The organism is Streptomyces sp. NPDC051822 (genome assembly GCF_044452745.1).
Taxonomy (GTDB): Bacteria; Actinomycetota; Actinomycetes; order Streptomycetales; family Streptomycetaceae; genus Streptomyces.
This window is the reverse complement of record NZ_JBITBZ010000005.1, coordinates 57,788-83,234: the sequence shown is the minus strand read 5'-3', so window position 1 is coordinate 83,234 and position 25,447 is coordinate 57,788. Positions and strand designations below refer to the sequence as shown.

General features: G+C 70.7%; 22 protein-coding genes, 4 tRNA genes and 1 other RNA gene. 12 read left to right on the top strand and 15 right to left on the bottom strand.

Translation table 11 applies throughout. From position 1 onward, the window contains the following. Positions 1-44: 44 nt before the first annotated feature. Complete coding sequence (locus tag ACIA8N_RS17750; RefSeq protein WP_365776436.1) at positions 45-1,301, top strand: MFS transporter; 1,257 nt, start codon at positions 45-47, stop codon at positions 1,299-1,301. Positions 1,302-1,311: 10 nt separating this feature from the next. Here the strand turns inward: ACIA8N_RS17750 and ACIA8N_RS17745 are convergent, their stop codons facing one another. The 6 genes from ACIA8N_RS17745 to ACIA8N_RS17720 all read right to left on the bottom strand — a co-directional run bounded on the left by ACIA8N_RS17745 (position 1,312) and on the right by ACIA8N_RS17720 (position 6,657). Next, the gene (locus ACIA8N_RS17745) at positions 1,312-1,521 is read right to left on the bottom strand and encodes a DUF4287 domain-containing protein (protein ID WP_365776434.1); all 210 of its coding nucleotides are present in this window, start codon (positions 1,519-1,521) and stop codon (positions 1,312-1,314) included. 58 nt (positions 1,522-1,579) lie between these two features. Next, positions 1,580-3,811, bottom strand: coding sequence for an FtsX-like permease family protein (locus tag ACIA8N_RS17740; protein WP_399416733.1), 2,232 nt, complete (start codon positions 3,809-3,811; stop codon positions 1,580-1,582). 17 nt (positions 3,812-3,828) lie between these two features. Beyond that, positions 3,829-4,503 carry an ATP-binding cassette domain-containing protein gene (locus ACIA8N_RS17735; protein ID WP_365776430.1) on the bottom strand — a complete coding sequence of 225 codons (675 nt, stop codon included), beginning with the start codon at positions 4,501-4,503 and terminating at the stop codon, positions 3,829-3,831. A 64-nt stretch (positions 4,504-4,567) separates the two neighbouring features. Continuing rightward, positions 4,568-4,978 (bottom strand): hypothetical protein, encoded by a 411-nt coding sequence (locus ACIA8N_RS17730; RefSeq protein ID WP_365776428.1) that lies wholly within the window; start codon positions 4,976-4,978, stop codon positions 4,568-4,570. Positions 4,979-5,512: 534 nt separating this feature from the next. Then, positions 5,513-6,349: a VOC family protein gene (locus ACIA8N_RS17725; RefSeq protein ID WP_365776426.1), complete on the bottom strand. Its 837-nt coding sequence runs from the start codon at positions 6,347-6,349 to the stop codon at positions 5,513-5,515. A gap of 86 nt (positions 6,350-6,435) precedes the next feature. After that, positions 6,436-6,657, bottom strand: a complete 222-nt coding sequence (locus tag ACIA8N_RS17720) for a hypothetical protein (RefSeq protein ID WP_365776424.1) — start codon at positions 6,655-6,657, stop codon at positions 6,436-6,438. A 114-nt stretch (positions 6,658-6,771) separates the two neighbouring features. Here ACIA8N_RS17720 and ACIA8N_RS17715 point away from each other — a divergent pair, with 114 nt between their 5' ends. Beyond that, on the top strand, positions 6,772-7,422 hold the full coding sequence (locus ACIA8N_RS17715) for a TetR/AcrR family transcriptional regulator (protein WP_399416623.1): 651 nt from the start codon (positions 6,772-6,774) through the stop codon (positions 7,420-7,422). Positions 7,423-7,505: 83 nt separating this feature from the next. Continuing rightward, positions 7,506-7,934 carry a DUF3052 domain-containing protein gene (locus tag ACIA8N_RS17710; RefSeq protein ID WP_365776422.1) on the top strand — a complete coding sequence of 143 codons (429 nt, stop codon included), beginning with the start codon at positions 7,506-7,508 and terminating at the stop codon, positions 7,932-7,934. Positions 7,935-8,244: 310 nt separating this feature from the next. On the opposite strand, the gene ACIA8N_RS17705 is transcribed toward ACIA8N_RS17710, so the two are convergent. From ACIA8N_RS17705 to ACIA8N_RS17690, 4 genes are all read right to left on the bottom strand, one after another. Then, entirely contained in the window at positions 8,245-8,667 is a 423-nt protein-coding gene (locus ACIA8N_RS17705) for a PIN domain nuclease (protein WP_365776420.1), read from the bottom strand. Beyond that, positions 8,664-8,879, bottom strand: coding sequence for a type II toxin-antitoxin system VapB family antitoxin (locus tag ACIA8N_RS17700; protein WP_097868235.1), 216 nt, complete (start codon positions 8,877-8,879; stop codon positions 8,664-8,666). Before ACIA8N_RS17700 ends, ACIA8N_RS17705 begins: the two co-directional genes overlap by 4 nt. A gap of 53 nt (positions 8,880-8,932) precedes the next feature. Further along, positions 8,933-11,356 carry a helicase-associated domain-containing protein gene (locus tag ACIA8N_RS17695; RefSeq protein ID WP_365776417.1) on the bottom strand — a complete coding sequence of 808 codons (2,424 nt, stop codon included), beginning with the start codon at positions 11,354-11,356 and terminating at the stop codon, positions 8,933-8,935. 270 nt (positions 11,357-11,626) lie between these two features. Next, a tRNA-Ser gene (locus ACIA8N_RS17690) sits at positions 11,627-11,714 on the bottom strand. A 107-nt stretch (positions 11,715-11,821) separates the two neighbouring features. On the opposite strand from ACIA8N_RS17690, the gene ffs reads away from it, so the two are divergent. The 6 genes from ffs to ACIA8N_RS17660 all read left to right on the top strand — a co-directional run bounded on the left by ffs (position 11,822) and on the right by ACIA8N_RS17660 (position 20,398). Beyond that, positions 11,822-11,920: signal recognition particle sRNA small type (gene ffs, locus ACIA8N_RS17685), an RNA gene on the top strand. Positions 11,921-12,065: 145 nt separating this feature from the next. Further along, a complete protein-coding gene (locus ACIA8N_RS17680) occupies positions 12,066-14,189 on the top strand; it encodes a DNA polymerase III subunit gamma and tau (RefSeq protein ID WP_365776415.1) in 2,124 nt (707 codons plus the stop codon). A gap of 61 nt (positions 14,190-14,250) precedes the next feature. Next, the gene (purD, locus tag ACIA8N_RS17675) at positions 14,251-15,501 is read left to right on the top strand and encodes a phosphoribosylamine--glycine ligase (RefSeq protein ID WP_365776413.1); all 1,251 of its coding nucleotides are present in this window, start codon (positions 14,251-14,253) and stop codon (positions 15,499-15,501) included. A 260-nt stretch (positions 15,502-15,761) separates the two neighbouring features. Next, a complete protein-coding gene (locus ACIA8N_RS17670) occupies positions 15,762-17,708 on the top strand; it encodes a hypothetical protein (RefSeq protein WP_365776411.1) in 1,947 nt (648 codons plus the stop codon). Between the two features lie 192 nt (positions 17,709-17,900). Next, positions 17,901-19,361, top strand: a complete 1,461-nt coding sequence (locus ACIA8N_RS17665) for a N,N-dimethylformamidase beta subunit family domain-containing protein (protein WP_365776409.1) — start codon at positions 17,901-17,903, stop codon at positions 19,359-19,361. Positions 19,362-19,489: 128 nt separating this feature from the next. Beyond that, positions 19,490-20,398, top strand: a complete 909-nt coding sequence (locus ACIA8N_RS17660; protein ID WP_365776406.1) for a phosphoribosylaminoimidazolesuccinocarboxamide synthase — start codon at positions 19,490-19,492, stop codon at positions 20,396-20,398. Positions 20,399-20,483: 85 nt separating this feature from the next. Here ACIA8N_RS17660 and ACIA8N_RS17655 read toward each other — a convergent pair. From ACIA8N_RS17655 to ACIA8N_RS17640, 4 genes are all read right to left on the bottom strand, one after another. Further along, positions 20,484-20,559 (bottom strand) — tRNA-Gly (locus tag ACIA8N_RS17655). Between the two features lie 134 nt (positions 20,560-20,693). After that, positions 20,694-20,766: transfer RNA gene (locus tag ACIA8N_RS17650), tRNA-Gly, on the bottom strand. A gap of 80 nt (positions 20,767-20,846) precedes the next feature. Beyond that, a tRNA-Gly gene (locus ACIA8N_RS17645) sits at positions 20,847-20,918 on the bottom strand. Between the two features lie 133 nt (positions 20,919-21,051). After that, complete coding sequence (locus ACIA8N_RS17640) at positions 21,052-21,393, bottom strand: Lsr2 family protein (protein WP_365776404.1); 342 nt, start codon at positions 21,391-21,393, stop codon at positions 21,052-21,054. A 365-nt stretch (positions 21,394-21,758) separates the two neighbouring features. Here ACIA8N_RS17640 and purS point away from each other — a divergent pair, with 365 nt between their 5' ends. The 3 genes from purS to purL are packed head-to-tail and all read left to right on the top strand — an operon-like array spanning position 21,759 to position 24,930. After that, complete coding sequence (gene purS, locus ACIA8N_RS17635) at positions 21,759-22,004, top strand: phosphoribosylformylglycinamidine synthase subunit PurS (protein WP_030221400.1); 246 nt, start codon at positions 21,759-21,761, stop codon at positions 22,002-22,004. Beyond that, positions 22,001-22,681, top strand: coding sequence for a phosphoribosylformylglycinamidine synthase subunit PurQ (purQ, locus tag ACIA8N_RS17630; RefSeq protein ID WP_030221396.1), 681 nt, complete (start codon positions 22,001-22,003; stop codon positions 22,679-22,681). Before purS ends, purQ begins: the two co-directional genes overlap by 4 nt. Beyond that, on the top strand, positions 22,681-24,930 hold the full coding sequence (gene purL, locus ACIA8N_RS17625; protein WP_365776401.1) for a phosphoribosylformylglycinamidine synthase subunit PurL: 2,250 nt from the start codon (positions 22,681-22,683) through the stop codon (positions 24,928-24,930). Before purQ ends, purL begins: the two co-directional genes overlap by 1 nt. Positions 24,931-25,002: 72 nt before the next feature. On the opposite strand, the gene ACIA8N_RS17620 is transcribed toward purL, so the two are convergent. After that, on the bottom strand, positions 25,003-25,407 hold the full coding sequence (locus tag ACIA8N_RS17620; RefSeq protein WP_365776399.1) for a nuclear transport factor 2 family protein: 405 nt from the start codon (positions 25,405-25,407) through the stop codon (positions 25,003-25,005). Positions 25,408-25,447 lie beyond the last annotated feature (40 nt).

The window sequence follows — 25,447 nt, the reverse complement described above, 5'->3', positions numbered from 1 at the left end:
CTTAATCAATGGAGGAGCTGACCTCACTCGGCGAATCTCCTCCCATGCCCTCAGACACCCCGTCCTCAGCCTCGCCCGCCGCCCGCCCCGCGTCGTCCCTCATCCCCTCCTCCTTCCGCGACCTCCCGCCGGTCGTCTGGACGATCTTCGCCGGCACGATCGTCAACCGCCTCGGCTACCTGGTCACCCCGTTCCTGGTCTTCTTCCTCGCCTCGCGCGGAGTGACCGGCACCGACACCTCGTACGTCCTCGGCGCCCTCGGCGCGGGCAACCTCCTCGGCCCCGCCGTGGGAGGCGTCCTCGCCGACCGCCTGGGCCGCCGTCCCACCATGCTCATCGGCCTGGTCGGCGCCTCGGCCGCGCAGGGCGCACTGTTCCTCGCCCCCGGTGTGTGGACGATGGCAGCGGCGGCGCTGCTGATCAGCGCGGCGGGTAGCGCGGTGTCCCCGGCCGCGTTCGCGCTCCTCGCGGACGCCGTCGACAGCGAACGCCGCCGGCGCGCGTACGCCCTCTTCGGCTGGGGCGTGAACATCGGCGCCGCCGTCGCGGGCGTCCTCGGCGGATTCCTGGCGGCGCACGGCTACTGGCTGCTCTTCGCGGTGGACGCGGGCTCGATGCTGGCCTACGCGCTGGTCGTCGCGGTCCGGCTGCCGGAGGCGAAGCGCACGACGACCGCGAGCGAGCCGGAGGGGAGGAAGGACGGCCTCGGCTACGGAGTGGTCCTCCGCGACCGGCTCGCCCTCCTCCTGCTCCCGCTCCTCGGCGTCCAGCTGTTCGTGTACTCGCTCACCGAGGTCGCCCTGCCGCTCGCGGTCCACGACAGCGGGCTCTCGCCGGCGGTGTTCGGAGCGATGGCCGCGGTCAACGCGATCCTGGTCGTGGCCCTGCAGCCGCTGTCGACCGCCTGGCTCGCCCGGTTCCCGCAGCTCGCGGTCCAGGGCGCGGGCGGCACGCTCATCGCCGTCGGGGTGGCGCTCACGGGCCTGGCCGACGGCATCGTGGGATACACCGTGTCGGTCGTGGTCTGGTCCCTGGGCGAGGTCGTGGTCGCCGGGATCGCCGCCGGCGTCGTCGCCAACCTGGCCCCGGCGCACGCCAGGGGCCGCTACCAGGGCGCCTTCAGCTGGACATGGGGAGTGGCCCGCTTCGCGGCCCTCACCCTGGGGGTCACCGTGTACACGACCGTCGGCCCGACGGTCCTCTGGTGGACGGCCCTGGTGGCGGGCACGGTGACGGCGGTGGCGACGGCGGCGCTGACGAGCCGCGTCGACGCCCGCACGTCCCACGAACTGACGGCGTGAGCGCGCCGGGCTACTTCCCCTCGGCAAGGAAGTGGGCCACGAGCGCGTTGGCGTGCCCGTGACCCATCCCGTACTCGGCCTTCAGCCAGCCGACGAGCTCCATGTGCTTGGTGAGCGGCGAGGACCGGATGAGCTCCTGCCACTCGGAGACGGGCCGCCCGTACTTCTTCTCGATGGAGGGGAAGTAGCTGGCGGGACCCTTGACGACGCTCTCGGCCATGGTGCTCTCCTGGGTGAGTGACGATGCGACGACCGGTAGACCGTCACCCGCCCGGAAACTAATCGCGCCGAATGTGCTCGGGATCGACGTGCCGCCGCACCATGGGCACGGAGGCGACCCCGGCCGCGAACAGCACCCCCAGCGCGGAGACGAGCAGCAGGGGCAGCCCGTCCCAGTCCCAGTGCACGGCGCCGCCCCCGGTGATCAGATAGCTGGACTCGGCCAGCCACCCGGTGACGATCGCCGCCCCCAGCCCCACCACCAGCGGCAACAACACCTGCACGACCTGCACCACCCGCAACGTCCCGGCCCGAGCCCCCAACAACACGAGCGCGGCAACCTGCCCGCGCCGCTCCATGGCCCGATCAGCCACGGAGACGACGAAGGCGGCGACCCCGATGACGAGCCCGAGCACCATCCCGACGAAGAGAAGACTTCGGATGACGGTGAGCTGAGCAAGGGCGTCGATGACGATCCCGACGGGGTCGACGGAGGACGTGGGAGCGATGGCCCCGACCCCGTCGAGAACGGAACGGACGGTGGCGGGGTCGGCGTCGCTGAGGAGAACGAGGTTGCCGTCTGCCATGACCGTCCCGCTGGGGATCATGGACGGGGGAATGAGCAAGCTTGGTCCGGAGAACTGGGAGGGCTGGTAGGACCGAACCGCGACGCTTGCCTCTGGGACGGTGACGTCAAGCTTGCGTCCATTACTCAGGAGGAACGGAAAGCTTTTGCCCGGCACGGCGTCGGCGTCGATGGAGAAATCCGCATCCTGGATGCGGAGCACCTTGTGTTCGATGCATCCCGTCGCCTTCTCCACGAATGCGGCGAGCTGCTGACATGTGGCAACCACGGCAGATGCAAGGGGATTGTCGTCGTCAGGGGATTCGCTCCATGAAGACGCGGACATCGCATGGACCCGGACACCTGCCACCTTGGTCGCCTCAAGTTGCTGACGGGCATCCAGATGGCCGAACGAAATCGCGTACTCCTGTACGGGACTGGTGGAGCGACTCACCTGGTCCAGTTCGACGAGCACGCCTTGAGTGAGCGACGCTCCGAACACCAGCAGGACGAGTCCTGTGACTACTCGCAAAGACGACCCGGGGTCGACCTCCGTACGGCGCATTGCCAAAGCCATCGGCAGTGACTTGGCTGTTCCCGCCAGCCGCCGAGCCAACCACGCGGTGATGGGCGCCAGGCCGAACACGAGCCCCGCACCGGTCAGTAGAACCGCACCAGGCACCAATACGGAGTTGGCCGACCCTCCTGAGGGGTCACGGCCCATCATGCTGAGCACGCAGTACCCGCTGATGACCCCGACGCCGGGGACCAACAGCAGCATCCCCAATTTCTTCGGGCGCTGCCCTTCCCCGGTCCGGCGCACGCTGATCGGAGACTGGGCGGCTCGGCGCGCGCTGGACTGCCCAACGAACCAGGCGAGCGCCGGACAGCCCAGCAGGCAAGCCGTAAGGGTCAACCCCGTCGGCCGGCCATCCGCCGGATACCAGTGCAGTCCTGGCAACCCGACACGTGCCATGACTTCGTTGGTCGCTAGATACCCCGCGACTCCGAGAACGGCTCCGACCGTGGCGGCGGCAGCGCTTTCCCCCGCATTGACCCGCAGGGTGTCCTTCTCGCTGAGTCCGACGAGGCGGAGGGCGGCGAGCCGTCGGGCGCGCGATTCACCGGAGAGCCGTGCGCAGACGGAGAGGAAGATGACGAGGGGAAGCAGCACGATGCACCCGAGGGTGAATCGGAGAATGGTGAGGGTCGACGGCTCGACGATCTCACGCCGTGATCGGCTGGTGCCGAAGCTTCCCAACTCCTCCGCTTCGGTGAGCTCGGCCGGGGTGGTGCCGATGTAGGCGTATAGATCCTCGGCGTCGCCCAACCCCTCCGGCGCGATGATTCCGGATACACGACCCGGGACAAGTCCGGCTGCCCTCGGGTTGGCGGCGAGCACCTCGGCGAGTTTCGGTGAAACGATCGCCTCGCCGGCGTCAGGAAGCCTGTCGACACCGGGGGGTACGGGAGTGGGGCCAGGGCTCGTGCGTGCGACGAACACACGGTGGAGCGGCTGCGACCCGTAGGGATCGTGAAACTCCTGGTAGACGACGTTACTTGTGCCGGAGTCCGGAGTGCGGGCGGCCGTCCGGTCGTCATGCGCGGTGAGGACGGACGGAATGGTCAGGACAGCGGCAAGGCACGCCACTCCGAGAGCCGAGCCGAACGCCATCAGGAGGAAGCGGGCCTGCCCTCGGCGCCCGCTGCCCCACAGCAGGCGCATCCCGAGAAGAAGCGGGCTCACACCGCCACCCGTTGAGCCAGAACACCGTCCGTCATCGTGTACTGCGTATCGGCTTTAGCTGCCACATCGGCATCGTGGGTGACGATGACGACGGCAGTCTTCTGCCTTCGTGCGAGCTGAAGAAACTCGTCCAGGACGGCGGCGGCGTTGACGCTGTCGAGAGCCCCGGTCGGCTCGTCCGCGAACACCACGTCCGGTCGGTGGACCAGCGCCCGCGCGACAGCCACGCGCTGGCTCTGGCCACCCGACAGCTTCGAGGTCCTGCGCCGCAGAAGATCACCCAACCCGAGCCGCCCCAGTACCTGGCCGGCCATCGCGTGCGCATGCGTCTTGCTGATGCCGGCGAGCCGGAGGGGAAGCGCCGCGTTCTCCTCGACGGTCAGTTCCGGTAGCAGTTCCCCGTACTGGAAGACGAAGCCGAGCCGCGTACGGCGCAGGGCACTCAACTCGCCGTCGGGAAGCGCGGAAAGTCGCACGCCATCGAAGGTCACGGCGCCCTTGCTGGGCGGCAGAACACCAGCCAGGCAGTACAACAGCGATGACTTACCGGACCCGCTGCTGCCCATGATGGCGGCCACCTCGCCGCGCTTGAGCACGAAATCGGCGTTACTCACGGCCTGCTCGGAGCCGTAGAACAGGTCCACGCCGTCGGCGCGGAGAATGACGTCCATCGTGGTCCGCACTCCCTATGAAGAAGGGGAGCCGCTGGTCGGCGGCTCCCCGAACTGGTGGCTGCTAGCGCTTGAAGAGTCGAGGGGGCGTGCAGTTGTTGGGTCGAAGCGCCCCTCGGTCCCGGCACACTCGCATCTCAGCGGAATTCGTGTAGCGGGTCGCGCCGTCGTGAACGGTGTTCTCCAGTGGGACGGTGCGCTTCTGCACGCCCTTGAATCGCTGCCATCCGTATTCGTGCGGCCTTACCTCCAGGTAGACGTTGTGGCCGTCGTTGTGGCTGCCGTCACGCAGGAGACCTTTGAAGCGGAAGGCGCCGCGCTTCGCCCCGGCGGGCTCCCACCTGTACTTCACCTCTTCGAAGTGGGCGCCAGTAGTGGAAATGTCCTCTGTGGAACGCCACGAGTCCGCAACCGCCACCCCCATCCCCCCGAAGAACAGCCCCGCAGCCACCACTGCCGTAGCCAACTTCCTCATCGATAACCCCTGTTTGGTTGAGCCGACTGGTCATCACAGAAAGTATCGGCATCACTACACACCGGTGACCGCAGTAACGTCCCTCCCCCTCATCACCCCTCGATCCAGTGAATGACGCCCCTTGACGGCGTGAGCGGCACTTCCCCGTAGGAGTGATCAACGGTGCGCCTGCGCCAATGAGAGGTCGGCGGCCTCAAAGATGCGTGCACGCGTTCTTCCTCTCCTTCCGGTCCCTCCGTCGCCGGTGCCGTGGAGGCCTGCGGTTCGGTCATCACGGCGCCGCTCGCCTGACCCGTATCCGCCGACGACCCCTGTCCCGGCACGGACCCCGTCGTGTGCCGGATCCACGTCCTAAGTACCGCAACCCGCTCGGCCCCACGGCGGGCCAGCTACGTCGTCGACCGCGAGCGCAGCCTCAAGTACCGGCCCTGCCCCGTGTAGTGGGGCGCACGGAACACTCGTATGCCGGAGGGCCGGACCGCATCAGCGGTCCGGCCCTCCGGCACGGGGCATGCCCTGCCCACGCGCGCGTACCTACTCGGCCCAGGGGAGCGTGCGGGTGCCCTCGGTGCCGGGGACGGTGGCGTGGGCGTCGGCGCGCATGGCGACGTGCGCCTCGGCCGCCTCGGGGGCGTGGACCTGTCGGACCAGGTCCGGCGGGAGGACGACGGTCTGCCCGGCCGCGACCTTCTCGGTACGGCCGGCGCAGGTGACTTCGAGGGAGCCGGCGGTGACCGTCCACACCTGTTCGCGGCTGATGGTGTGTTCGGGCCCGGTGGCTCCGGCGGCCATCTCGACCGTCCAAGTGCTGAGTTCGGCGCTGCCGCGGCTCGGGGCGGCCAGACCGGTCATGGTGGCGTTGGGGGAGACGGTGACGGCCTCGCCCGAGGGGCTGATCACGCGCACGGAGGTCACCTTTTCCTGTTCGGTCCGGAGGTCAGCGGTGTCAGCGGCGTCATCGGTGTCGGCGGTGTCGGCGGTGTCGGACGAGCCCGGCGTGACCCATTCGACGAGCTGGACGACGACGCCGTTGGGGTCGGTCAGCTGGAACAGACGCTCGCCCCAGGGCTCTTCACGGAGCGGCATCGTGATGGGGGCGCCCGCGGCGCGCAGTCGGGCCTCCTCCGCCGCGAGGTCGGTGACGGTGAGCGCCAGGATCAGGCCGGCCGCCCGCTGGTCGCGCTGCTCGGGCGGAAGGACCTCGATGCCGCGGCTGAGCAGCACGATGTCGACGGCGGCGTCCTCACGGGTGAGGGAGGCGAAACCGTCGGCGGCCATGGCCACCTGGTAGCCGAGGTGGGTGGTGAGGAACTCCCGGGAGGCGTCCACGTCGGCGACGGTGAGGGAGAGGGTGGAGGTAGAGACGTTCACGGCGGCTCCTCGGTAGGTGGGCGTGGGGGTACGGGCGGCGGTGCGGTGCTCTGGCTCGGTGCGGTGACCCGAGGGACCGGCCCCGGTCAGTACGTACGTCGCGGCGCGTGGATCCGGGTGCGGGCAGGCGCCTGGCGGCGGCCCGCACGGGGCAGCTCGCGGAGCGGGCGCGGTGCGCCGGCCAGGGGCTGGGTCCGGGCGGTGGTGAGCGGCGTGACCGTGAGGGGTGCGACGGCGAGCGGTGAGACGGCGAGCGGGCCGTCGGTGAGCGTGGCGAGGGGGAGCGCGATGGGGTTCAGCTTTCGCAACAGGTGGTCTCTTCCCGTGTCGTCCTACGAGGCGATTTTTGCAACGGGCGTAACTTTATGCACGGGCTTCGTCGTGCGTCAAGACTAAATTTGCGACGAGTGTAAGATTCGCTCATGGGTATCGAGAGCATGGGACTCCGCGAGTCCAAGAAGCAGGAGACCAGGCAGCTGATCTCCGACCACGCCACCAGGCTCTTCATGGAGCAGGGCTTCGAGCAGACGACCATCGCCGAGATCGCCACGGCGGCCCGCGTCGCCAAGAAGACGGTCACCAACTACTTCGCGCGGAAGGAGGACCTGGCCCTCGACCACCACGAGGCGTTCACCGCCTCCCTGGCGCGCGCGGTCGCAGACCGGGCCGCGGGAGAGTCGGCGCTCGCGGCGCTGCGCCGTGAGTTCCTCGCGGCGGTCGAGCAGTGCGACCCCGTCGCGGGCTTCGCCGGTCCGGAGTTCGCCCGCATGATCGCCGACAGCCCCACCCTCACGGCCCGCCTGCGAGAACTGCACGACCTGCGGGAGGAGGCCCTCGCCGCGGCGCTCGCGGACGACGCCCCCGCCCCCGCCGCCGCGCCGGCCATCGCCCCCCGGGCCGCCGCCGCGCTCCTGGCGGCCGCGCACCGTCTCCTGTTCCAGCGCATCCAGGAACTCACCCTGGCCGGGGAACCCAACGACCGGATCGCGGCCGCCGTGGCCCCGGAGGCCACGTACGTCTTCGGCCTCCTCGGCACCGGCCTCGGGGAGGACCTCCCGGCCACGAACACCTGACGCGGCCCCGGGCGAGCGCCGAGGCTGTCATCCTGGTCGGTCAACCGGTACGCGTTGCCTTCACGACAGGGGAGGGGAGCACGATGGCATCTGTTGCTGAACCTGAAGAGCTCGATCACGGGGCTCGACTGGGGTTTTCCCACGGCCTGGTGGTGCAGGAGCTCGGACAGGACGACGATGCCGACGACAGCCTGCGGGAATCGGTCGAGGAGGCCATCGGCGACAGCCTCGTCGGCTACGACCACCAGGGCCCGGTCGACGTCGTGCTCCTGTGGTTGCGGCAGGCGGATGGTGACCTCGTCGACATGCTGACGGAGGCGGCCGACCCGCTCGCGGCCGATGGCCACATCTGGGTGCTGACGCCGAACCCCGGCAAGCCCGGCCACCTGGAGCCCGGCGAGCTCGGGGAAGCCGCTGCGACGGCCGGCCTGTCGCAGACGGGCACCGTCACGGCAGGAGCCTGGACCGCCTCCCGACTGGTTCGACCCAAGGCGCTCAACGCTCCCGGGTAGAGGGCCTCGTGGGGGCGCCCGTGCGAGGCCCCCGCCGAGGACAACCAATACGGAATCGAGACGGCCGACGAAGAAGGGCCCCGCAGCAAGCTGCGGGGCCCTTCGACATCGTGCCCGGTGAGGCACTGGCGGAGGATACGAGATTCGAACTCGTGAGGGGTTGCCCCCGACACGCTTTCCACCTGTTCGTATGTGGGTCCGGCGGGAATCGTGGGTGTCCGGACCTGCGGCGGAGCGTCCAGCCTTGCCACGTCCGAACAGCTCTGGACGGGGGCGAATGAGACCAGGACTGAGACCGCCGGGCGCACGTTCATTTACCGGTCTCCGGGCCATACCACTGCATGGCTTGGCCTGTGACGGCGGCGACGCAGTCGAAGTCGTGGTCGCGGTGGAGAAGGGTGAGCCCCTGCAGTTCCGCCGTAGCGGCGACGACGAGGTCCACCGCGCCTGCACTGCGATGCTGGCCACGCTGGGTCAACAGCTCTTGGACTCGCCAGGCGCGGTCGTAGGCCCGGTCGTCGACAGGTACCCAGCTGAATACGAGCCGCATGTCCTCGATGCCTCGCGCACGGTCCGCGGCAGAGCGGGCGCTGTAGAAGAACTCCAACTCGGTGATCGGGCAGGTCGCGATGAGCCCGGCCGCCGCTGCCTGGTCCCAGCCGTACTGTTCGGCGTCGCCGCGCAGGAATCGCGCGAGTGCGCTGGTGTCGATCAGGAATCGTGCCGCGCTCACCGCCGGTAGTTCCGCTTGTCCTCGAAGAGGTCCAGGTCGAAGGAGCCGTCTGCGGTGGCAGCCCGCAGCCTGGTGAGCGCCAGGGCCCGCCGCCGGTTCTCCAGTACCTCGCGCAGGGCGGTGTTGACCGTCTCCTTCTTGGTGCTGGTCCCGAGAGCCTGGGCCACGTCGGCCAGCAGCTCGTCATCGAGGTCGATCACGGTTCGACTCATTCAGGCACCTCCTGTGATATCAGGTCGTACGCAAAGTATATCCGGAAGGGTGCCTACGCGGGCATGACGCAGTGGACACGGGACAGCGTGAAGACACGTTCGGCGTCACGTAGATGGCACCAGGCTTCGAGGTAGGGCGGATCGAGTCGGAGGCGGCTGAGGGTGCGCACGGTGCGGCTTCCCGACGCGGCGACGTATTCGGCGGTGATGGCCATACCGGTGTCGATGGCGTGGCCGAGCTGGCGGACGTCCGCGTACGTCAGCTGCTTCGCGTACCCGGCGACGATCTCCTCGGTATCCGTACCGAAGGGGACCCCGGTGCCGAAGGGATCGGGCTCCGGGGTGGGCGGCGGGGCGGTCAGCAGCCGGGCCGCCACGGCGTACGGGTCGGCGACGGCCGATGCCTCCGCCGCCCGGTACGTCGAGCGTCCGGTGGCGGCCTTGGTGGCGGCCTTCCGCGGGGCCGGAACGGCGGCGGCCCGTCGAGGGGGCGCCTTCTCGATGCGTACGGTCCCGTCCGGGGCCTCGGCGACGGGGGCATAGCCTTGGTCCCGGAGCGCGGCCAGGGTCTTGTCGGGCGGGCTGTCGCTGACGAGCACCGTCGGGGCGAGCTGCCGTAGCCCGAGCGCGGAGAGTCCCCGGTGCGCGGCGAGCTCGGCCAGGAGCGCCGGTTCGTCGCCGTGGATGACGCAGGCGGCAGGGGCGACCCGCACGTGGCCGTGGCGACGTGCGGCATCGGCGATGAGATAGGACAGAGGCTGTGGCAGAGCCCCGTCGGCGATGGCGGTCAGCTCGACCGAGATCTCGTCCAGAGCGTGACCGGCGTCCAGTGCGCGGCGCATGCTGTCGGCGCTGAACCGCCATAGCGAGGCCGTGCCGCTGATCTCCCGGTCCGCGGTCGCATCCAGGAACTCCGCGAGGCGTGCCGAGGGCGTGCCGGTGACGACGGCCGTGAGGTCGCCACCGAGCCGGGCCGTGTCGGTGGCCTCGGGCAGCAGGAGCCGGCACGCGGCGGTCAGTTCCTCGGTCTCACCGGCCAGCAGCGCCGCACCGAGCGGGGAGAGGGCGCCTCGGGCGATGACGCCCATCAGCTCGGCCTCGCGGACCGCCGCGGCGAAAGGCGTCTCGTCGGGGAACGATGGATGAGCGAACGGACGGTGCCATGCCACGAGTGGCCCCAGATCCGTGGCGGCCTTCACGCCCTGACCTTCGGCAAGCGTTGCCGCCGCTGTGAGCAGCCCGCGCCGAGCCTGTAGACAGCCGCCGCAGGGAGGAGCCCCGGCCACGGCGGGGAGCGCCTTGTAGTCCTCGTTGCGGGCCTGCGAGGGAGTGAACTGCAGGTTCCACCATGTGTGAAGCAGCTCGGCGAACCGCGCTGCGGGTTCCTGCGCCGCCCAGGTGTCGTACGCCGCGGTGGGTGCGACGTGATTGCCGTCGGCGGCCAGCACCCCGGCCGAGTACGCGATCTCCAGGGTGATGCGTACCGCTGCCTCGTCGGCCTGTGCCGCCTTGCCGATCCGAGCCAGTTCACGTGCGCCGATCCCGCCGGACTTCAGCCGGGCCGGGGGAGCCGCCGAGCAGGCTGACAGTACCGAGGCGGCGTGGGCCGCGAACGCGGTGGCAGCTGCCGCTGCCTCCCGGTCCACCTCCACCGCGGGGACGGACACCAGCTCCGGGGCAGGCGGTACGGGCGCGAACGGGGCTTGCCAGTCGGGCCCGCGCAGCGCGAGCGCCACTTCGACGGGCATGCGGGCCGGCCCGTGTCCGTGGCGGTTACGGACCAGGAAGCCGCGGTCCAGGGCCCATCGCTCGCCCGGCCGGGAGGCGGCCTCGGGAGTTCCGAACACGATGGACTCCGTTTCCCGCGGTGCGGACTTCGCTCGGCGCTCAAGCAGCTGCCGGGCGCCCGAAGGGGCCTTGGCGATCACGGAGGCGACACGTTGCGGATCGCCATGGTGTTCCAGGACGGCGGCCGTGCGCTGTTGCCTGGTGCCGGGCGGCTTGATGCCCAGTGCCGCGAGCATGCCGCGCAGTTCCTCGGAGGTCACGCCTTCCAGAAGCTCCTCCAGCGGAGCGTCCAGCCCCAGGGGCATCTCCCACGCCTGCCGCAACGGCGCGGCCAGGTGGAGCATTCCGTCGCTGTCCGGCCATACCAGGGCATGATCGGCCAGAGTCTCCAGCACGCCGTCCAGTTCCCGAGTGGCAGTGGCTGTCGTCGTACCCAGCCTCCTCGCCAGGGCGCTGCGCGACATGGGTGTTCCCAAGGCGGCTAGGGCCTCGGCCACCTGGAGGCACGGCAGGGGAAGCTGCGGCAAGACGAGCGCCACCGAGCCGGGTCGCAGAAGACGTTCCGACAGTTCCTCCATGGAGCGCGGCTCCGGTGGCACCGCGGCGTCCTTCCGCATCCCGAGCACGCGCGTCAGCTGTGGGGCGTCGAGACCGCGCAGCCGGGCTGTCAGCGTGGATCGGGACGTCATGGGGCACACCTCGCGAGGCCGGGACGCGACTGGGGACCGGAGCGGCCCCGAACGGAGCCAAGGATTGCGCATTCGATGGGTCCGCCGTCGGTACTCGGAAGGGGTTCACCCACGGAGGAGAGCTCTTGATGGGCCGGAGTGTGGGCGGGCCTGGCACGCGTGTGAAATGTCGTGAATGTCAGAGATGGAAGAGGCCGGAAGTGAGACCAGGGCATGCAGAAGACCCCGGCCGGTTTCCCGGTCGGGGTCTTCAAGTGCCCGGTGAGGCACTGGCGGAGGATACGAGATTCGAACTCGTGAGGGGTTGCCCCCAACACGCTTTCCAAGCGTGCGCCCTAGGCCACTAGGCGAATCCTCCGCCGCAAACAATACAAGACGTTGAGGGGTGCTCGCGAACGTGATCCACAAGAACGTTCCCCGGGCCCCCGTGGGGAGCCGCCCGGCCCCAGGATCGGGTACCCTTGGCGGAGCCCCTCACGCGGTGCTATCTGACTGAACTCCCCCAGGGCCGGAAGGCAGCAAGGGTAGGTCGGCTCTGGCAGGTGCGTGGGGGGCGCTTGCGTTCCCCGGGCGTCCGGCCTTCTCCGAGGGTCTGGCCTTTCCGCCATCGGGTTGCGGCGTGCCGGATCGGGCGCGGGAGTGGCGGGTCGTGATCGTCCCCGTCGTCGGTGGGCCCTGGTTGTCGGTGGGCGCCTATAACCTCGTATACGTGTCGTCTCTCGCGCTCTACCGCCGCTATCGCCCCGAGTCCTTCGCCGAGGTCATCGGGCAGGAGCATGTCACCGACCCGTTGCAGCAGGCCCTGCGGAACAACCGGGTCAATCACGCGTACCTGTTCAGCGGGCCTCGCGGGTGTGGCAAGACGACCAGCGCGCGGATCCTGGCGCGGTGTCTGAACTGCGAGCAGGGGCCCACGCCGACGCCCTGCGGGGAGTGCCAGTCCTGCCGTGACCTCGCGCGGAACGGGCCCGGGTCGATCGACGTCATCGAGATCGACGCGGCCTCCCACGGTGGTGTGGACGACGCCCGTGACCTGCGGGAGAAGGCCTTCTTCGGGCCCGCGTCCAGCCGCTACAAGATCTACATCATCGACGAGGCCCACATGGTCACCTCGGCGGGCTTCAACGCCCTCCTGAAGGTGGTCGAGGAGCCGCCGGAGCACCTGAAGTTCATCTTCGCCACCACCGAGCCCGAGAAGGTCATCGGGACGATCCGGTCGCGGACCCACCACTACCCCTTCCGGCTCGTGCCGCCCGGCACCCTCCGGGAGTACCTGGGCGAGGTCTGCGGGCGTGAGGGCATCCCCGTCGAGGACGGCGTGCTGCCGCTCGTCGTGCGCGCCGGCGCCGGATCCGTGCGTGACTCGATGTCCGTCATGGACCAGCTCCTTGCCGGCGCCGCCGCCGACGGTGTGACATACGCCATGGCGACGTCCCTGCTCGGCTACACGGACGGGTCGCTGCTCGACGCGGTCGTGGAAGCGTTCGCCGCCGGGGACGGCGCCGCCGCCTTCGAGGTCGTCGACCAGGTCGTCGAAGGCGGCAACGACCCGCGCCGGTTCGTCGCCGACCTCCTTGAGCGGCTCCGCGACCTGGTGATCCTCGCCGCCGTGCCGGACGCGGCCGAGAAGGGGCTCATCGACGCCCCGGTCGACGTGATCGAGCGCATGCAGGCGCAGGCGTCCGTGTTCGGCGCCGCCGAACTCAGCAGGGCCGCCGATCTCGTCAACAGCGGGCTGACGGAGATGCGGGGCGCCACCTCGCCCCGGCTCCAGCTGGAGCTGATCTGCGCGCGCGTGCTGCTGCCCGCCGCCTTCGACGACGAGCGTTCGGTCCAGGCGCGGCTCGACCGCCTGGAGCGCGGGGCGGCCGCCGCGCCCGCGCCCGTCTTCACGCCCGGGCCTCCGGCGCCCGCCATGGGGTACGTCCCCGGGCCCGACGCCCACACCCCGATGGCCCCGCCGCCGCCCGCACCCGCGCCTGTTCCCGCTCCTGCCCAGGCCGCACAAGCACCGCATCAGCCCGAGGCCGTCCAGGCCCCCGCCGCACCAGCCGCTCCCGCAGCCCCCGCCGCACCCCGGCCCGGTGCCTGGCCGGGTGCCGCCACCCCCGGCGGCGGCGCCCCCGGCGCCTGGCCCGGCGCGTCCGCCCCGGCCGCCGCGCCCGCTCCCGTACAGGCTCAGCCCGCGCACGCCCCCAGCCCGGCCCCCGCGCCCACCGGCGGGGGGGACATCGCCCAGGTGCGGAACCTCTGGCCGCAGATCCTCGACGCCGTCAAGAACCGGCGCCGCTTCACCTGGATCCTGCTCAGCCAGAACGCCCAGGTCGCGGGCTTCGACGGCACCACCCTCCAGCTCGGCTTCCTCAACGCCGGCGCCCGCGACAACTTCGCGAGCAGCGGCAGCGAGGACGTCCTCAAGCAGGCGCTCTCCGAGCAGTTCCACGTGAACTGGAAGATCGAGGCGATCATCGACCCCTCCGGCGGTGCCTCGCCGCCGCCCGCCGCCACCGGCTTCGGCGGCTCGGGCGGCACCGGAGGCTTCGGCGGCCGGCCGCAGGCACCCGCCCCTGCCTTCCAGCAGGCCCCGCCGCCCGCCCCGGCCCCGTCGCAGGCCCCCTCGGCGCCCGTCCCCTCCTTCCCGCAGGCGTCGGCCCCGGCCCCCGCGCAGGCTCCCGCGCCCGCGTACACGCCGCCCCCGCCGCAGCCCGTGGCGCCCGAGGACGACGTACCGGAGGAGGACGATCCCGACCTCGTCGACTCCGCCCTCTCCGGGCACGACCTGATCGTGCGCGAGCTGGGAGCCACCGTTGTGGAGGAATACACGAACGAGTAGGGGCGTCTCGTTCAGTGGCCCGCACAAGGGTCATCCCGGGCGGCGGGCTACCCTGGCTGACGTGAAGGTCCTCGTCATCGGCGGCGGCGCCCGCGAACACGCCCTGTGCCGCTCTCTCTCCCTCGATCCCGACGTCACCGCTCTGCACTGCGCGCCCGGCAACGCCGGAATCGCGGAGGTCGCCGAGCTGCACCCCGTCGACCAGCTGGACGGCGACGCCGTCGCGCGCCTCGCCACCGAACTCGGTGCCGGGCTCGTCGTCGTCGGCCCGGAGGCCCCGCTCGTCGCCGGCGTCGCCGACGCCGTCCGCGCGGCCGGGATCCCCGTCTTCGGCCCGTCGGGGGAGGCCGCGCAGCTGGAAGGCTCCAAGGCGTTCGCCAAGGACGTGATGGCCGGCGCCGGGGTGCCCACCGCCCGCAGCTACGTCTGCACGACCCCTGAGGAGATCGACGAGGCGCTCGACGCCTTCGGCGCTCCGTACGTGGTGAAGGACGACGGCCTGGCCGCCGGCAAGGGCGTCGTCGTCACCGACGACCTCGCGCAGGCCCGTGCCCACGCCCTCTCCTGCGACCGGGTGGTCATCGAGGAGTACCTCGACGGCCCCGAGGTCTCCCTCTTCGCGATCACCGACGGCACCACCGTCCTGCCGCTCCGGCCCGCGCAGGACTTCAAGCGCGCGCTCGACGGCGACGAGGGCCCGAACACCGGCGGCATGGGCGCCTACTCGCCGCTGCCGTGGGCCGACCCGAAGCTGGTCGACGAGGTCCTCGCGACCGTCCTCCAGCCGACGGTCGACGAGCTCCGCCGCCGTGGGACGCCGTTCTCCGGCCTGCTGTACGCGGGTCTGGCGATCACGAGCCGCGGCGTACGGGTCATCGAGTTCAACGCACGCTTCGGCGACCCCGAGACCCAGGTGGTCCTGGCCCGGCTGAAGACCCCGCTGGCGGGCGTCCTGCTGAACTCCGCCAACGGCACCCTGGAGGACCAGGCGCCGCTGAGCTGGAGCGACGAGGCCGCCGTCACCGTGGTCATCGCCTCGCACAACTACCCGGACACCCCGCGCACGGGCGACCCGATCGAGGGCCTGGACGAGGTCGCCGAGAAGGACGCCCCGCACGCCTACGTGCTGCACGCCGGGACCAAGCGGGACGGCGACGCGATCGTCAGCGCGGGCGGCCGTGTCCTGTCGGTCACCGCGACCGGAATGGACCTGGAGCAGGCGCGCGAGCGCGCGTACGCGGCGGTCGGCCGTATCCGCCTTGACGGCTCCCAGCACCGTACGGACATCGCGCGGAAGGCCGCCGAGGCCTGAACAACGCGCTGATGTGCTGATCTGTCGAGCGGCCGTGCGGGTGAACCGTACGGCCGCACGAGCGCCATCACCTTTACCCAAAGCCATTCCATCGAGTGACGGCTCGGCCATCCGGATGACGTCCGCCAAAGCCCCAACTAGGGTGCGGCAGAGGCGTTCCGGCACTTGGCCCACCGGCATTGCGATGTCGGTGGCGGGTGCCACAGTGGGGGAGTGACCAACACCGCCACAGGCAGTCCCGGCATGGACAGGAGGGGGTGATGTACGGCGTGTCCGGTACCGGTTCCGATGTCGGCGAGGAATGGGGTGTGCGCGCCGCGCGCTCCCGGGCCCTCGGTGTCCTCCGGGTCCGCGGCAGGGCCCTCGGCCTCGCGGTCCTCCCCGCGGCCGTGGCCGTCGTCCTGTACGCGGGCGGGGTCACCGGCCACTTCACCGGCTCTGGCTGGGACGCGGCCCGCTGGGTGGTGACCGTCCTCGCGGTCGTCGTCCTCCTCGCCGCCACGGCCGTCGCCCTCGTCGTCGCCAGGGCCCGCCCGGCCGCGACGCCGACGGTGGAGCTCTCCGAGGCCGCCGCCCCCGATCTCTACCGGCTCGTCCGGGACCTGGCCGACCGCCTGGAAGTCCCGGCCCCCGCCGGGATAGCCCTGACCCCGGACTGCGACAGCTGGCTGGAGGACCGCACCCACCGCGCCCATCGCACCGGCCGCACCCACGGGGTCCACCGCACCCACGGGGACCACCGCGCACGGCGTACGTCCGGAGACGGCGCCGACGAGGGCGCTCCCGTCCTCGTCATAGGCTCGCCCTTCCTCTGGTGGATGCGGGTCGGCGAACTGCGCGCGGTCCTCGCCCCCGTCGTCGCCGGCACCGGACCGGCCGCCCACCCCGACATAGCCGCCGCCCGCCGCTTCGTCCGGGGCCTGGACGCCGCCGTCGCCGTGCCCCGGACCCCCGGCCTCGACCCGCTCCGCAGACTCGGCGCGCACGGTGTCGGACAGGTCGCCCGCGTCCTGCTGCGCGCCTGCCGCGGGCACGCCGCCGAGATGGAGCGCGGGGTCGCCGTGGCCGGCTCGGAGCGCGCCCAGGCCGTGGACTACGGCGTACGGATCGTGGCGCAGGAGCAGGTCGGTCTGGCCTACGCGGGCTGGGACCGTCTCCTCACGCGGGTCGCGCTGCCCGCTTGGCGCATGGGCCGCTGGCCCTCCCGGCTCGACGCGGGCGTGGTCTCCGCCCTGACCGAACTGTCGCGCAGGGACCGACTGGCGGACGGCTTCTCGTCCCGCCTCGGCGAGCGGCCCGCCTGTGACCTCCTGGAGGAGCCGGGTGCGGTCGACGAGGCCACCTCGCTGCTCGCCGCCCGCCTCTTCCACGGCGGCCCCGCCGAACCCGGCCCCGACTGGTCGCCGGTGGAGTGGAGCCGGTACCCGGAGGAGGTCGTCGACCGGAAGTGGCGCACCGACGCGGCCCGGCTGCACCAGGTCCTCGACGGCCTCGGCGTGGCCGACGCTCCCGCCGACGCGTCGTCCGCGTCCGACGGCCCGACCCTGACCCGGGTGATCGCCCACCTGTCCTCGGAGCCGAAGAAGCCCACCGACACCCACGACGACGACCCGTCATTCCCGACCGTCGACGGCAGCGATCACACCGTCGCCGCCGTCGACGGCAGCGATCACACCATCGCCGACCACGAAGAGCTCGCCGGCCACGAAGAGCTCATCGGCCACGAAGAGCTCGACGACCAAGAAGAGCCCGTCAATCCCGCCGCCGAGGCGCTCGCCGGAGCCCTCAGCGCTCTCCTCTCCCGTGAGGAGGCCGCGCGCGAGGCGCGGGTGGCCGCCGCCGTCCTGAGCGCGGAGGCGGCGGCCGGGAGCGCGGACAAGGACGACCGGTCCGGCAGCGCGGCCCCCGTGGCCGTCTCCGGTCCCGACGGGCCCTTGCCGCTCTTCCCGCTCCAGCCGCCGCGTTCCGGCCGCGATCTGCTCGCCGACCATGTGACCGCGATGGTCTGCTGCGCGGCCGTGGACACCGCCGAGGCCGCCCCCGGCCTCGACTGGCTCGACGGGCCCGCGCTGCTGGTGGGCGGCGAGCGGGCGGTGGACCTCGGTCCCCGCGTCCTCGCCCTGGTCGAGGACGGCGACCCGGAGCCGCTGCGCGTCTGGCTGGCCCGTACGGGAGTGCGCCCGGAGAAGCCGGTACGGCTGGTCTGAGGCCCCGCCGACGGGCCCGGGAGGCGTCCGCGCCCGACGCCTTCCCGGAGCCTCGGCTTCCACTCTCGTCAATTCGCGACGAACGGTGACGGAGTGCGTGCGTTATGTGATGTGCTGGAGACCGGCACTGACAGAGACACGGACCAGAGGCACTGACCAGCCGACCCGGGGGAGTCGAGGGAGGGGCGCAGCATGGGGGCGGACCAGATCAGGCGGTGGGAGTCGGGCGCGCTCGCGCACGCCGTCACGGATCCCTTCGGCCAGGGGCCGCTGCCCTGGCTGCGCGGATCCGAGAACTACTTCGACGACACCGGCCAGATGGTCCCTTGGTACGCGGACGAGATCCTGGCCCGCGGCGGCAGTGGCGGCCCGCGCACGGCCGACGACGTCAGGCGCCAGATCAAGGGGTTCGCGTCCGACGGGGCCGTGGCGCCCGGTGAGTCGATCGACTTCCACGTCACGGTGGACCCGCCGCAGCAGTTCTCGGTCGACGTCTACCGGATCGGCCACTACGGCGGTGACGGCGCCGCGAAGATCACCACGAGTCCGCGCCTCTCCGGGATCGTCCAGCCGGCGCCGCTGACCGCCGACCGCACGGTGTCCTGTCACCACTGGTGGCAGTCGTGGCGGCTGCAGGTGCCGACGTACTGGTCGATCGGCGCGTACGTCGCCGTCCTCACCACCGCCGACGGCTACCGCTCCCACATCCCGTTCACGGTCCGCGACAACCACCCGGCGGATCTGCTCCTCGTCCTCCCGGACGTGACCTGGCAGGCGTACAACCTCTATCCGGAGGACGGTCGCACCGGCGCCAGCCTGTACCACGCCTGGGACGAGGACGGCAGGCTGCTCGGCGAGCAGGAGGCGGCCGTCACCGTCTCCTTCGACCGCCCGTACGCGGGCGCGGGCCTGCCCCTGCACGTCGGGCACGCCTACGACTTCATCCGCTGGGCCGAGCGCTACGGCTACGACCTGGCGTACGCGGAGACCCGCGACCTGCACGCCGGCCGGGTCGACCCGAGCCGCTACCGGGGTCTGGTCTTCCCAGGGCACGACGAGTACTGGTCGGCGCCGATGCGCAGGACCGCCGAGCTCGCCCGTGACCAGGGCACCTCGCTGGTCTTCCTCTCCGCCAACACGATGTACTGGCAGGTGGAGCTGGGCCCTTCGCCCTCCGGGGTGCCGGACCGGCTCCTCACCTGCCGCAAGCGGCGCGGCCCCGGCCGTCCGGCTCTGTGGCGCGAGGTGGACCGGCCCGAGCAGCAGCTCCTCGGCATCCAGTACGCGGGCCGGGTGCCCGAGCCGCATCCGCTGGTCGTGCGGAACGCCGAGCACTGGCTCTGGGAGGCCACCGGAGCCGGTGACGGCGACGAGATCCCGGGGCTGGTGGCGGGAGAGGCCGACCGCTACTTCCCCCGGACGGCGCTGCCCGAGCACCAGGGCCGCATCCTGCTCGCCCACTCGCCCTACCAGGACGGCGACGGGGCCCTTCGCCACCAGGAGACCTCGCTCTACCGGGCACCCTCGGGTGCCTGGGTCTTCGCCTCCGGGACCTTCGCCTGGTCGCCCGCGCTGGACCGGCCGGGCCATGTCGACCCCCGGGTCCAGCGCGCCACCGCGAACCTTCTCGACCGGATCTGTAAGAGGGACTGACCGGATCCGTACGCCTGTCGACCGAGGCTGACCCAGGACGGATCAGGACGGACCGGGCCCGCTCGCCGACGACCCGGTCCGGTGCGAGAGAATCGAAACGCTCCTGGATCAACCTACGCGGAGGAACCGTGTCCGGATTCGTAGAAAAGCCCGAGCCTGTCCAGGTCCCGGGCCTCACCCATCTCCACACGGGCAAGGTGCGCGACCTGTACCGGAACGAGGCCGGTGACCTCGTGATGGTGGCGAGCGACCGCATGTCCGCGTACGACTGGGTCCTGCCCACCGAGATTCCCGACAAGGGCCGGGTCCTCACCCAGCTCTCCCTGTGGTGGTTCGACCGGCTCTCCGACCTGGTCCCCCACCACGTGCTCTCGACCGAGCTGCCGGCCGGCGCCCCCGCCGACTGGGCGGGCCGCACGCTGATCTGCAAGTCGCTGAACATGATCCCGGTCGAGTGCGTGGCCCGCGGCTACCTCACCGGATCCGGTCTCGTCGAGTACGTCGAGTCCCGTACGGTCTGCGGCCTTGCGCTCCCCGAGGGTCTGAGCGACGGCTCCGAGCTGCCCGCCCCGATCTTCACCCCGGCCACCAAGGCCGCGGTCGGCGACCACGACGAGAACGTGTCGTACGAGGAGGTCGCCCGTCAGGTCGGCGCCGAGACGGCCGCGATGCTGCGTCAGACGACCCTGGCCGTGTACAGCAGGGCCCGTGACATCGCCCGCGACCGCGGGATCATCCTCGCCGACACGAAGTTCGAGTTCGGCTTCGACGGGACGTCCCTGGTGCTGGCCGACGAGGTCCTCACCCCGGACTCCTCCCGGTTCTGGCCGGCCGAGCAGTGGGAGCCGGGCCGTGCCCAGCCCTCGTACGACAAGCAGTTCGTCCGGGACTGGCTGACCTCCCCGGCCTCGGGCTGGGACCGCAAGAGCGAGCAGCCGCCGCCGCCCCTCCCGCAGGAGATCGTGGACGCCACGCGCGCGAAGTACCTGGAGGCGTACGAGCTGCTGACCGGCAAGACCTGGTCCGACAGCTTCTGAGGCCCTGGCCTTCGGATCCGGCCGGAGGGCCCAGGGTCCGAAGGCACGAGAAAGCCCCCGGTCGGATCGACCGGGGGCTTCTTCATGGAGCGGACGACGAGATTCGAACTCGCGACCCTCACCTTGGCAAGGTGATGCTCTACCAACTGAGCCACGTCCGCATGCGCCGTAGCGCGGAGCCAACTATACCCAACGTTTCGGGTGCGTGGGACACGCCGCCGTGTGGGGCCCTTCACACTGTCCGGGCGTACGACGAAGGCCCCGGTTCCTGAGAACCGGGGCCTTCGCAATCCTGAGCGGACGACGAGATTCGAACTCGCGACCCTCACCTTGGCAAGGTGATGCTCTACCAACTGAGCCACGTCCGCATTGCTGCCGCTCAGCTCTCACTGGGCGGTGCGAGCACTACTCTACCTGATCCACAACAGTGGTCGGTCGAGCTGTGCAGAGCGGGTGACAGGAATTGCACACTGCGCCTTCCCCCTGGAAGGGGGCTGTTCTGCTACTGAACTACACCCGCACGCTGCGTGAGGTTCGGCTTTTCGGCCTTGCCCCTCGGCGTGATCCAGACTCTACCTGATCATCGGGGGTGCAATGCAACTCGGCTCCCGGCGCCGCTCGGGCCGACCGCCACGGCACGGCCGGGCCGCCGGTCAGCTCGCGGCGCGGAAGGCCTCGTAGACGCGCTTGGGGATGCGCCCCCGGGCCGGCACCTCCATCTTGTTGGACTGCGCCCAGGCGCGGACCGCCGCCGGATCGGGGGCGAGGGAGGTGTGGGTGTACGTCTCCACGGACGGGTTCCGGCCGGTCGCCGCCCTGCCCGTGATCTTGCGCCCTGCGGTGAGGTACGGGGCGAGTGCCTTGCGGAGTTTCTCTGCATTGGCAGCATTCAGGTCGATCTCGTACATCTTCCCGTCAAGACCGAAGGCGACCGTCTCAGCCGCTTCTCCGCCGTCCATGTCGTCGGAGTAAGTGACCACCACACGCTGAGCCACGGATATCGGTCCTTTCCTGCGGCCGGTGCCGCGAAGAGGCCGCTTGTGGCGCCTCTGACGTGCGGCGATGCCGACCTTACGGCTGTGCCGGGACAATGCTTCTTTCTTCTGCATTCCTTTGTACAGCGGCAGGCGTCGCATTGTGAAGCCCTGGCAATTGTTTCAGCGTGTCCCGGAGCAATGGACTCCGCAATATTTCGCTCGAATTTTGTGTGTGGGGTCGGGTCCGCGGAGGGTGTGGCGTTCGCTGGCCGAGCGGCGTCGTGGCCTGGCTTTTGGAGGATCCTTCAGATCTCTACCCGCGTAGAATTTGGAGGCAGGTACGCTGATGGAACCGCCCACGCAACACACCACCGGGAGTGCCAGTGGCACGCGTCGTAGTCGACGTCATGCTCAAGCCGGAGATCCTCGACCCTCAGGGGCAGGCGGTGCAGCGTGCACTGCCCCGCCTGGGATTCGCCGGAATCGCCGACGTCCGCCAGGGGAAGCGCTTCGAGTTGGAGGTGGAGGGCCCGGTCGACGAGGCCGCCCTCGCCCGCATCCATGAGATGGCCGAAACCTTCCTTGCCAACACCGTGATCGAAGACTTCATCGTGAAGGTGGAATCGTGACCGCACGCATCGGCGTCGTCACCTTCCCCGGAACGCTCGACGACCAGGACGCGCTGCGTGCAGCCCGCCTGGCGGGCGCCGAGCCCGTCTCGCTCTGGCACCGCGACAAGGACCTCAAGCAGGTCGACGCCGTGGTCCTGGCAGGCGGCTTCTCCTACGGGGACTACCTGCGGGCCGGAGCCATCTCCCGCTTCTCGCCGGTGATGGAGACGATCATCGAGCAGGCGAAGGCGGGCATGCCCGTCCTCGGCATCTGCAACGGTTTCCAGATCCTCACCGAGGCGCACCTGCTGCCCGGCGCGATGCTGCGCAACAACCACCTCCACTTCATCTGCCGCGACCAGAAGCTGCGGGTGGAGAACGCGGAGACCGCCTGGACCTCTGACTACGTCAAGGGCCAGGAGATCGAGGTCCCGCTCAAGAACATGGACGGCCGGTACGTCGCGGACGAGCGTGTGCTCGACGAGCTGGAGGCCGAGGGGCGGGTGGCCTTCCGCTACCTGGACACGAACCCCAACGGCTCGCTGCGTGACATCGCGGGCATCACCAACGCCGCGGGCAACGTGGTCGGCCTCATGCCGCACCCCGAGCACGCCGTCGAGCCGCTGATCGGCACCGGCAAGACGGACGGCCTCGGTTTCTTCACCTCGATCCTCAAGAAGCTGGTCAACGCCTGATGAGCCTCGACACCGTCAAGCACGCCACCGGGACCCCCGAGGCCGAGCAGCCCTGGAAGGAGCTCGGCCTCAAGGAGGACGAGTACGCGCGCATCCGCGAGATCCTCGGCCGCCGTCCCACCGGCGCCGAACTCGCCATGTACTCCGTCATGTGGTCCGAGCACTGCTCCTACAAGAGCAGCAAGGTCCACCTGAAGCAGTTCGGCGAGAAGGTCCCGGAGAACGACGCCATGCTCGTCGGCATCGGCGAGAACGCCGGCGTCGTCGACGTGGGCCAGGGGTACGCGGTCACCTTCAAGGTCGAGTCGCACAACCACCCCTCGTACATCGAGCCCTACCAGGGCGCGGCCACCGGCGTCGGCGGCATCGTCCGCGACATCCTCGCCATGGGCGCCCGCCCGGTCGCGGTCGTCGACCCGCTGCGCTTCGGCGCGGCCGACCACCCCGACACCAAGCGCGTGCTGCCCGGTGTCGTCGCCGGCATCGGCGGCTACGGCAACTGCCTCGGCCTGCCCAACATCGGCGGCGAGGTCGTCTTCGACTCCTGCTACCAGGGCAACCCGCTCGTCAACGCCGGCTGCATCGGCGTGATGAAGCACGAGGACATCCACCTCGCCCAGGCCTCCGGCCCCGGCAACAAGGTGATCCTGTACGGCGCCCGCACGGGTGGCGACGGCATCGGCGGCGTCTCGGTCCTCGCGTCCGAGACCTTCGACGACACGAAGCCGACCAAGCGCCCCGCCGTCCAGGTCGGCGACCCCTTCCAGGAGAAGCTCCTCATCGAGTGCACCCTGGAGATCTTCAAGGAGAAGCTGGTCGCGGGCATCCAGGACCTCGGCGGCGCCGGGCTCTCCTGTGCCACGTCCGAGCTGGCCTCCGCCGGTTCCGGCGGCATGCGCGTCGAGCTCGACCGGGTGCACCTGCGCGACGCGACCCTCTCGCCCGAGGAAATCCTCATGAGCGAGTCGCAGGAGCGCATGTGCGCGATCGTCGAGCCGCAGCACGTCGAGCGCTTCCTGGAGATCTGCGAGAAGTGGGACGTCATCGCCACCGTCATCGGTGAGGTGACCGAGGGCGAGCGCCTGGAGATCTTCTGGCACGGCGAGCAGATCGTCGACGTGCCGCCGCGCTCCGTCGCCCACGAGGGCCCGACCTACCACCGGCCGTTCGCGCGCCCGTCGTGGCAGGACGCGCTCCAGGCCGACGACGCCGGCAAGCTGCCCCGTCCGCAGAACGGCGCCGAGCTGAAGGACCAGGTCCTCAGGCTCGTCTCCTCCCCGAACCAGGCCTCCAAGTCCTGGATCACGGACCAGTACGACCGGTTCGTGCAGGGCAACACGGTCCTGGCGCAGCCCGAGGACGCGGGCATGGTCCGTATCGACGAGGAGACCAACCTCGGCGTGGCCATGGCGACCGACGGCAACGGCCGGTACGCGAAGCTCGACCCGTACACGGGTGCGCAGCTCGCCCTGGCGGAGGCGTACCGCAACGTCGCCGCCTCGGGTGCCAAGCCGCTCGCCATCTCGGACTGCCTGAACTTCGGTTCGCCCGAGGACCCGGACGTGATGTGGCAGTTCGCGGAGGCCACCCGTGGTCTCGCGGACGGCTGCCTCCAGCTCGGCACGCCGGTGACGGGCGGCAACGTCTCGCTCTACAACCAGACGGGCGAGACCGCGATCCACCCGACGCCGGTCGTGGCCGTCCTCGGTGTGATCGACGACGTGAACCGCCGTACGCCGATCGCCTTCGCGGAAGAGGGCCAGCTCCTCTACCTGCTCGGCGACACGCGGGGCGAGTTCGGCGGCTCGGCCTGGTCCGAGGTGATCCACCAGCACCTCGGCGGCATGCCGCCGGCCGTGGACCTCGACCGGGAGAAGCTGCTCGGCGACATCCTGATCTCGGCCTCCCGCGACGGCATGATCGACGCGGCGCACGACCTGTCCGACGGCGGTCTCGTCCAGGCGGTCGTCGAGTCCTGCCTGCGCGGCGGGAACGGCGCGCGTCTGGTCGTCCCCGAGGGCCTGGACGCCTTCACGTTCCTCTTCTCGGAGTCGGCGGGCCGCGCGGTCGTCGCCGTCCCGCGCAGCGAGGAACTCCGCTTCACCGACATGTGCGGTGCGCGGGGCCTGCCGGCGACCCGGATCGGCGTCGTCGACGGGGACGCGGTCGACGTCCAGGGCGAGTTCGCGCTCTCCCTGACGGAGCTGCGCGAGGCGCACGAGGCGACGATCCCGGCCCTGCTGGCCTGATCCGACGCGGTACGTGAGGCGGCCCCCGGTTCCGGGAACGGGAGCGGGGGCCGTCTCGTGTCCGTGTCACGTTCAGTCGGGCGGTCCCCAGAAGGCGTCGGACTCCTCGATGTCCGCGACGCACTCGTCGACATCGGTCATCTTGCCGCCGACGATGCTGAAGAAGAGCCCGCCCTCCATCTCGATGCCGCGGTCGCCGCGGTCGCCGTGCCACTTGTGCACGGCCATGACATGGCCCCGGCCGTCCGGGTAGACGCCCTTCAGTTCGACCTCGAACGTGCCGCCGGTGAGCTCCATGAGCTGCCCGTAGTGTTCGAGGATGTTGTCCGCGCCCTTGAAGTGGCCGGACATCCGGCTGCTGCCGGGCGAGTGGTGGGTGCAGTCCGCGGTCATCAGCGACCGTATGGTCGCCATGTCTCCCTTGGAGAACGCGGCGTAGCCCTGGCGGACCAGGGCGGCGTCAGGGTGCTCAGCCATGGCTGATCGACCCCTTTCGTACGCGTAGACGCTGTGCTGG